General features: G+C 70.8%; 6 protein-coding genes, 1 tRNA gene and 1 pseudogene. 5 read left to right on the top strand and 3 right to left on the bottom strand.

Going from position 1 to position 7,984, the window contains the following annotated elements:
* Positions 1 to 1,110: pseudogene (locus ACLF6P_RS23950) on the bottom strand (SUKH-4 family immunity protein); the annotation flags it as partial.
* A 7-nt stretch (positions 1,111 to 1,117) separates the two neighbouring features.
* A complete protein-coding gene (locus ACLF6P_RS23945) occupies positions 1,118 to 2,134 on the bottom strand; it encodes an HNH endonuclease (RefSeq protein WP_415952791.1) in 1,017 nt (338 codons plus the stop codon).
* Between the two features lie 362 nt (positions 2,135 to 2,496).
* On the opposite strand from ACLF6P_RS23945, the gene ACLF6P_RS23940 reads away from it, so the two are divergent.
* Both ACLF6P_RS23940 and ACLF6P_RS23935 read left to right on the top strand, forming a co-directional pair.
* Positions 2,497 to 3,042, top strand: a complete 546-nt coding sequence (locus ACLF6P_RS23940; RefSeq protein ID WP_415952790.1) for a YwqJ-related putative deaminase — start codon at positions 2,497 to 2,499, stop codon at positions 3,040 to 3,042.
* Positions 3,042 to 3,536 (top strand): SUKH-3 domain-containing protein, encoded by a 495-nt coding sequence (locus ACLF6P_RS23935; protein ID WP_415952788.1) that lies wholly within the window; start codon positions 3,042 to 3,044, stop codon positions 3,534 to 3,536. The genes ACLF6P_RS23940 and ACLF6P_RS23935 overlap by 1 nt, the downstream gene beginning before the upstream one ends.
* A gap of 210 nt (positions 3,537 to 3,746) precedes the next feature.
* On the opposite strand, the gene ACLF6P_RS23930 is transcribed toward ACLF6P_RS23935, so the two are convergent.
* The gene (locus tag ACLF6P_RS23930) at positions 3,747 to 5,075 is read right to left on the bottom strand and encodes a sensor histidine kinase (protein WP_415952787.1); all 1,329 of its coding nucleotides are present in this window, start codon (positions 5,073 to 5,075) and stop codon (positions 3,747 to 3,749) included.
* A gap of 295 nt (positions 5,076 to 5,370) precedes the next feature.
* Here ACLF6P_RS23930 and ACLF6P_RS23925 point away from each other — a divergent pair, with 295 nt between their 5' ends.
* The 3 genes from ACLF6P_RS23925 to glmU all read left to right on the top strand — a co-directional run bounded on the left by ACLF6P_RS23925 (position 5,371) and on the right by glmU (position 7,894).
* A complete protein-coding gene (locus tag ACLF6P_RS23925) occupies positions 5,371 to 6,228 on the top strand; it encodes a hypothetical protein (protein WP_415952786.1) in 858 nt (285 codons plus the stop codon).
* 26 nt (positions 6,229 to 6,254) lie between these two features.
* Positions 6,255 to 6,326 (top strand) — tRNA-Gln (locus tag ACLF6P_RS23920).
* 119 nt (positions 6,327 to 6,445) lie between these two features.
* Entirely contained in the window at positions 6,446 to 7,894 is a 1,449-nt protein-coding gene (glmU, locus tag ACLF6P_RS23915; RefSeq protein ID WP_415952784.1) for a bifunctional UDP-N-acetylglucosamine diphosphorylase/glucosamine-1-phosphate N-acetyltransferase GlmU, read from the top strand.
* Positions 7,895 to 7,984 lie beyond the last annotated feature (90 nt).

Below are 7,984 nucleotides of genomic sequence, written 5' to 3'. Positions count from 1 at the left end.
GGTGCCGGGCTCGCCCGGCGGCGCGGGCGTGCCCGCACCGGCGCCGCGGGCGGCACGCGGCGGGGCGGCCTTGCTGGTCGCGGCGTTGGCGATGTCCTCGGCGCCCGCGCCCGCCCCCGAACCGGCACCGGACGAGTCGGCCGAGGCCTGCGAGCCGCCGGGCGGCTGCGGAGCAGGACGGTTCGGGTGGGCGTACGACGGGGGCGGCGGCGTGCTGCCGCCGGGGGCGGCGGGGGCGGCCGGCTCCCGGCCGCCGAGGGACGGGTCGCCGCCGAGGACCGGCGAGACCGCGGTCGGCGGCAGCTGGCTGCCGCCCGACATCAGCGCGGTCTTCGCCTCGGGCGAAGCCGCCGGCGGCGTGCTGTCGGAATCGTCGTCCGAACCGGACAGCGGCGGGGCGAACATCGTCGCGGGCTGGTCGTCCCCGGCGCTGATGTCCGTACCGGCCCACGGCGTCGCGCTCTCGGGCGCGGCGGGCGAACCGGCCGGGGCGCCACCGGCGCTCGGCCAGGCGGTCCCGCCGGCCGCCGTGCCCGGGGCGGCGTCCTGCGCGCCCCGACCGGCGTCCTGCGCGCCGTCCGCGGACGGCGCCGCGTCCGCCACCGGGAAAGCAGACGCCCCACCCGAAGCAGACGCCTCACCCGAAGCAGACGCCTCACCCGAAGCAGACGCGCTCCCCGAAGCGGACTCGCCCCCCGAAGACGAAGACGAAGCCCCCTCCCGCCGGTCCGGCACCCCCATCCGGTCCGCCGCCTCCTGCAGCCACTCCGGCGGAGTCAGCAGGAACGACGTCTGGTTGAGGTCCACCCGCTCCGGCTTCGCGGGCTCCGCCGCGGCCGGGGGCGTGTCGACCGTGCCGTACTCCTCCTCGTACCGCCGGATCACCTCGCCGACCGGCAGCCCGGGCCACAGGCTCGCCTCGCCGCTGTCGCGTGCGATGACGAGCCGCTGGCGGCCGCCGTCGGAGCGCGGACCGTCCTCGCGGTCCTCCGCCCAGACGACGAAACCGAGCTCGAACTCCCGCACCCGCACCTCACGGTGCTGGTAGCCGGGCACATCGCCGTTGATCCACTCTTCCGCGCGCTCCTGCGCCTGCGCGAAGGTCACCATCGGAAGGTCACTCCCCCACCGGAACGGCGCGCGCGAAGCCGCCGTCCACCATCAGGTTGGCCACGGTCTCCAGCTCGGGCGGGTTCCCCGCGAGCCGGGTCAGGAACGCGTCGAAGTCCTCACCGCACGGCAGCAGCAGCCGCTCCACGCGCTCGGCGGGCGACCAGCCGGCCGTCTCACCGCTGTCCCGCGCATCGTCGTACGCGCAGAACCAGACCGAACCGGCCCGCTCGCCCTTCACCTTCACGGCGAGGATGCCGCCCTGCACGAACGCCACCCCCAGGTAGTCCTTCGTGAGGTGATCGCGCAGACACTTGTTGACGTACACGAGGTCATTGACCGCCGCCTCTTCACGGACCGTGAAGAACGGCTGGTCGATCAGGAGGCCCAGCTCGGCATCGAGCGCCGCGCCCACCGGCGCGCAGCCGCCGGCCGCCTTCAGGAACGCGCGGTACGCGCCCGGCAGCCGGTAGCCCAGATCCTCCTCCACACCGAGCAGCTGCTGCTCGGTCACCGCCACCGCGGCCTTCGGCAGACCGAAGTGCGCCGGGCGGGGCTCCTGCAGCGGGCGGGTGCCACGCTTGCCCTGGTCGACGGGCGCCGTCGCCAGACCGCCGTGGTGCCGCAGCAGCGCCTTGACCTCGGCGGGGACCAGTTCCAGACGGCGGGTGCCCGGCACGTGGTGCCAGGTCCAGCCGTGCGGGGTCGCGACCGCCGGGATCGTGTCCCACAGGTCATGGCCCTGCGCGGACATCGCCGCGTTCGCAGATACGTAGTCCGTGAGGCGCAGCTCGTCGACCCCGAAACCCTCCGGCGGATCGGCGATCTCCGTCGCCGCGCGCGCGTACGCGGAGAAGTCCGGGTAGCCGCGGTCGTCGATCCGCACACCCCGCGGATGGCGGCCCGCACGGACCGGATCCGGGAAATGCACGGTCTGACCGGCGTAGGCAGCGTTCGGCGGCACGGCCTGCGCATAGCCCGAAGCCCTGGGCGGCGCGCCCTCCCCGAGCCGACCTGTCGTCATGGCGGTTGCCCCCTGCGGCGCTGTTCGAACGACCCATGCGTATGGCTTGTCGCGCCCAAGCCTATGCGCTGACGCAACACCGGTCACCGGGCGTGGGGGGTGTCCACAGGTCATGCCGCCCGACGCCCCTCGGCCCGCATGACCAGCTGTCACGCCACCGTGACAGTCAGCCGCGCCCACCGGTGGCGCACAGCAGTACGAAAGGGAATGAAACCCTCCCGGCTTCCACATCTCCCACGCAATTTGGCAGGCTGTCAGGGGGTGTCCAGATCCTCCGGACACCCCTGGAACGCGCTCGGGGGAGCGCGTGCACATCAACGGGGGCGCGGCCACGGCCGCAGCACGGGGAGGGATGCATCAGCATGCACACCACACAGGAGCGCAGCACGGCCGCAGCACCGGGAGATCCACGCCTCAGCTGGTCCGGCGAGGACGAGACCGCCCCGCCCGTCCTGCTTCACCGCCGCGACGGCATCCTCCCCAACGTCGCCGCTGCCCTGTACGTACGCGGCGAAACCTTCACCGCCACCGCCGGCCGCAGCGAACTGCCGCCCACCCTGCACCCGCTCGTCCAGGACTTCCTCGACACCCTCACCAGCGGACAGCGCGAACGCTTCACCGGCCGCTGCGCCGAAGCCGCCCTCATCTCCCGCCACCTCATCTCCTACGAGGCAACCCGCTCCAAACGCGCCCAGCGCAAACCCCTCACCGCGAGTGAAGCGCGCAAAGCACTCAAACACGCCAAACTCACCACCCGCCGGATCCGCGAGGACGGCGACCCGCTGCACGGCACCTTCGCCCCGCCCTGCCGCTCCTGCACCGCCCTCATCGACCACCTCGGCGTACGCATCGTCGAACCCGAAACGCACCGAGCACCGCACCACGCACCGACGGGGAACGCCGACTGATGCCCACGGACCGCACCTCAACCACCCGGTTCCCCGTCACCACCGACGCCACCCTCCGCGCCGCCGGCTGGCAGCCAGGACGCTGGGACATCAAGCGCGCCGAATACTGGGCCGACGTCCTGCGCTCGCACGTGTCACCCGCCGGACACCGGCACACCGTGTCCCCCGCGGCCGTCGAGGCCTGGGCGGAATTCGGCGGCCTGCACCTCACCCCGCCGGGAAAAGGCCGCCAGATCACACCCGCCACCGTCCACTTCGACCCGCTGCACGGCCTCCACATGGCCCGCACCCTCGGCGACCTCGGCCGCGCCCTCGGCACCGAACTCAGCCCCCTCGGCTCCGACTCCTCGGGCCAGGGCATCCTCGCCCTCGACACCCAGGGCCGCGTCTACAGCCTCGACCACTCCGGGGACTGGTACCTGGGCCACGACCTGGACGCCGCCCTGACCATGCTGACCTCGGGAGCGGCACCCGTACGCCTGACTCCGCCCTGAGCACCGCCGCCACGTGCCGGGGGCACGCGGACGCCGGGATTCACCGCCCGAGGGCACGAGACCCCGCCATCAGGAGCCGCGGCCGAGCCCGCGAACCCGGTCCGGACGACGACAGCGGTGACTTCAAGCCGATCACCTCTCGTCAGGCCGAGGCCGCGTGGCCCGGAATCATCGCGTCAAGCCGCAGCCACGTCGCCCGGGAACACCGCGTCAAGCCGCAGCCACGTCGCCCGGAATCACCGCCGAGACGCGGAACCCCCCACGGTCGGTCGGGCCCGCCACGAACACTCCCCCGAGCGCCGTCACCCGCTCCCGCATCCCCACAAGCCCGTTCCCGCCACTCGGCAACCGCGCCCCGTCGACCGCACCCTCCGGAGAAGGGCCGTTCTCCACCTGCATCGCCACCTCACCCGGCCGATGCGCGAGCCGCACCCAGGTCTTCGCACCCGGCGCGTGCTTGTGCACATTGGTGAGGCCCTCCTGAATCACGCGGTACGCCGTCTGCTCGACCTCGCCGCCATACGCGGCCGGCTCACCGTCCACGGACAGATCCACCGCCATCCCCGCGGCCCGCGACTGATCCACCAGCGTGTCCACCTCCGCCAGACACGGCCCCTGCTCGGTCTCCGCACGAACCGCGGCCGCCGCGGCCGCCGCCCCGACCGCGGCCAGCGGCGGTGCATCCGCGGGATCCGGAGCCGGCTCCGGAACGGGCTCGGCCGCGGGCTCGTGGGCACGCAGGACGCCCAGCATCTCCCGTAGTTCCGTCAGCGCCTGGCGCCCCATGTCCCCGACCAGCGCGGCGTTCCTGACCGCCTTCTCGGGATCCTTCCGCGCCACCGCCTGCAGCGCAGCCGCATGCACCACCATGAGACTCACCCGGTGCGCGACCACATCGTGCATCTCCCGCGCGATCCGCGTCCGCTCCTCACCCCGCGCCCACTCGGCCCGCTCCTCGGCCCGCTCCGCAAGAAGCTGCAGTTCCCGCTCAAGGGAATCCGCCCGCTCCCGCAGCGACTCCATCAGCCGCCGCCGCGCCCCCACATACAGGCCGAGCAGCACCGAAGGGCCGGTCAAGCCCAGCGACATCAACACCGCCACGAACGGCACGAACCAACCACCGAAGTGCAGCTGGTCCTGGTCCTGCACCATCCGCACCCACAGCACTGCCAGCGTGCCGAGCAGCAGCATCCCGGCGAGAACACCCGTGATCCGCCGGGGCACATCCGACGCGGCCAACGAATACAACCCGATCACCGTGAGCAGCAGACCCATGCTCGCCGGCGCCACGGCGATCGAAACGAGCACCACAACGATCGGCCACCGCCGCCGCAGCACGAGCACCGAACCGACCACCAACCCGACCAGCACACCGACGCCGACCGGCAGACCACCCCGCTCGGCGAAGGCATACCCCTCCACCGCACACTCGGCCGCGGACACCGCCGCAAGCCCTACATCGAACACGGCACTGCGCCGTCTCTCCCACCACCACGGCCCCCCGGCCGCCTCGTGGCGCGCTTCCCCCGTCACGGTCATACCGTCCAGCCTACGGGCGCGGGCCGCTCCCCATCCGGCGAGTTTCGGGTAACCAGCCGAACACAGCCCCGGGCGTGCTCCCAGGCGTACGGCCCCCGCGCGGACCACGCCCATCTGCGCCACGGACCTCGCAGGACGGACTTCCTGGTCGTTCTGGTGGGACTGGACATGACCCAACCGCACGCGCCTAAGTGAACGACTCCCCGAACGCAGGGAATCCGCCCACTTTCCCTCGAACTGTTGAACCGCTCAGACTTTCGACCCGGACGTCCGCATTCCGGACGATGATCTCCGTATGCCAGAGATCACACGCAAGTACACCGACTTCGAGGGACTACGGAAGCAGGCCATCGCCCTGCGCCGGGAAGGGCTCAGCCTCAGCCAGATCCGAGACACCCTCCAGGTACGGAACAAGGAGTTGCTTCAGCGCCTGGTGGAGGGCGAGCCGCCTCCCGAGTGGACGAAGCGCCCGCGCGCCAAGGACGAACTCCGCACGAGGGCGCGAGAGCTGCGACTCCTGGGGTGGACCTACAACCAGATCCAGGCGGAACTCCGGTGCTCGAAGAGTTCGGTCTCCCTGTGGGTACGCGACCTACCGAAACCCGAACCGCGGTGCAGCCCGGAAGAACAGTTGCGCCGCATGAACGAAGGCCTGGCGAAGCTCCGCGCCTCGCAAGAGCAAGCACGAGCGAGGGTGAAGCAGGAGGCTGCGGCAGCCGTTGGCCACCTGTCAGACAGGGAGCTGTTCCTCCTGGGCGTCAGCCTCTACTGGGCGGAGGGCACGAAGTCCAAGCCCTACAGACGCCAGGAGAGTCTGCAGTTCATCAACAGCGACCCAGGCGTCATCAGGGTCTACCTTCAGTGGCTGGCACTGCTCGGAGTGCCACCTGACCGGCTCACGCTCCGCGTGCACATCCATGAGTCGGCCGATGTGTCGGCCGCAGAGAGCTACTGGGCCGAACTGGTCGGAGTGGAAGTAGCCGCGCTCAGCAAGCCGAACCTGAAGCGCCACAACCCTCGAACCGTTCGCAAGAACACGGACGAGGCGTATCACGGTTGCCTGATGATCTATGTGAGGCAGAGCGCAGAGCTGTACCGTCGCATAGAAGGCGCCTGGTACGGCATAGTGTTGGGTGCTCAAACGACGAACTGACACAATGTCCGATTCGGTCGAAATAGTCCCCCGTGGTGTAATTGGCAGCACTGTGGCTTTTGGTGCCATCTGTCCGGGTTCGAGTCCTGGCGGGGGAGCAATGCCCGGTTCGGGTCCTGACCGCGACGGTCAGGACCCGCCGTCGTTTCCCCTCGGCTACGCCCCGGTATCCTGCGGATGTCCCCCGCACGAAAACCCGAAGCCGAAGGGCATTCCCGTGAGCGCCACCAGCACGGCAGCCGTAATCGTCCTCGCAGCGGGTGAGGGCACCCGCATGAAGTCGCGCACACCCAAGGTGCTGCATGAGATCTGCGGGCGGACCCTCGTCGGGCACGTCGTCACCGCCGCGCGCGAGCTTGCTCCGCGGGAGCTGGTGGTCGTGGTCGGGCATGGGCGTGAGCAGGTGGGTGCGCATCTCGCCGAGGTGGATCCGGCCGCGCGTACCGCCGTGCAGGAGGAGCAGAACGGGACCGGGCATGCGGTCCGGATGGGGCTGGAGCCGCTGGGTGGTGCGGTGGACGGCACGGTGATCGTGGTGTGCGGGGACACGCCGCTGCTGACGGGCGCGACGCTGCGGCAGCTCGCGGAGACGCATCAGGCGGACGGCAACGCGGTGACGGTGTTGACGGCCGAGATGCCGGACGCGACCGGGTACGGCCGGATCGTGCGCGACGAGGCCTCCGGTGCGGTGACGGCGATCGTCGAGCACAAGGACGCGAGCGAGTCGCAGCGGGCGATCCGGGAGATCAATTCCGGGGTTTTCGCCTTCGACGGCCGGCTGCTCGCGGACGCGCTGGGCAAGGTGCGTACGGACAACAGTCAGGGCGAGGAGTACCTGACCGATGTGCTGGGGATCCTGCGGGAGGCCGGGCACCGGGTGGGTGCGAGTGTCGCCGCCGATCACCGGGAGATCGCGGGGATCAACAACCGGGTGCAGCTCGCCGAGGCACGCCGGGTGCTGAACGAGCGGCTGCTGACCGAGGCCATGATGGCGGGCGTGACGGTGGTCGATCCGGCGTCGACGTTCGTGGACGCGACGGTGACGTTCGAGCCGGACGCGCTGATCCACCCGGGTACGCAGCTGCTGGGTGCCACACATCTGGCGGCGGGCGCGGAGGTGGGTCCGAACTGCCGGCTGACGGATACGAAGGTCGGCGCGGACGCCCGGGTGGACAACGCGGTCGCGTACGACTCGGAGGTCGGCGAGGGCGCGAGCGTGGGCCCGTTCGCCTATCTGCGGCCGGGTACGCGGCTCGGGGTGAAGGCCAAGCTGGGCACGTATGTCGAGACGAAGAACGCCGTGATCGGTGAGGGTACGAAGATTCCGCATCTGTCGTATGTGGGCGATGCGACGATCGGCGAGTACACGAACATCGGCGCGGCGAGTGTCTTCGTGAACTACGACGGTGAGGCGAAGCACCACACCACGATCGGTTCGCACTGCAAGACCGGTTCCGACAACATGTTTGTGGCTCCTGTCACGGTCGGGGACGGCGCGTACACCGCTGCGGGCTCGGTGATCACGAAGGATGTGCCGGCCGGTTCGCTGGCTGTCGCCCGTGGTCAGCAGCGGAATATCGAGGGCTGGGTGGCCCGTAAGCGTCCGGGCAGCGCCGCCGCGAAGGCTGCGGAGGCGGCGTCCGGTGAGTCCGGTGGCGAGAGCTGACGGAAAACAGGTGGGCCCAAGGCGGCGTACCGTGATAGACGCACGCATTTTGTCGGCTTGCTCAGCTGCGTCGCTTGCGGCGTACGTGGG

Origin of the sequence: Streptomyces lothianensis (genome assembly GCF_047779955.1) — a bacterium.
GTDB lineage: Bacteria > Actinomycetota > Actinomycetes > Streptomycetales > Streptomycetaceae > Streptomyces.
The sequence above is the reverse complement of the archived record's forward strand: the minus strand, read 5'-3'. Positions and strand labels throughout refer to the sequence as shown.

What these genes read in the sequence shown, in the direction of transcription:
- ACLF6P_RS23945 (WP_415952791.1), bottom strand. Translation starts at nt 2,134, where the DNA reads ATGACGACAGGTCGGCTCGGGGAGGGCGCGCCGCCCAGGGCTTCGGGC.
- ACLF6P_RS23940 (WP_415952790.1), top strand. Translation starts at nt 2,497, where the DNA reads ATGCACACCACACAGGAGCGCAGCACGGCCGCAGCACCGGGAGATCCA.
- ACLF6P_RS23935 (WP_415952788.1), top strand. Translation starts at nt 3,042, where the DNA reads ATGCCCACGGACCGCACCTCAACCACCCGGTTCCCCGTCACCACCGAC.
- ACLF6P_RS23930 (WP_415952787.1), bottom strand. Translation starts at nt 5,075, where the DNA reads ATGACCGTGACGGGGGAAGCGCGCCACGAGGCGGCCGGGGGGCCGTGG.
- ACLF6P_RS23925 (WP_415952786.1), top strand. Translation starts at nt 5,371, where the DNA reads ATGCCAGAGATCACACGCAAGTACACCGACTTCGAGGGACTACGGAAG.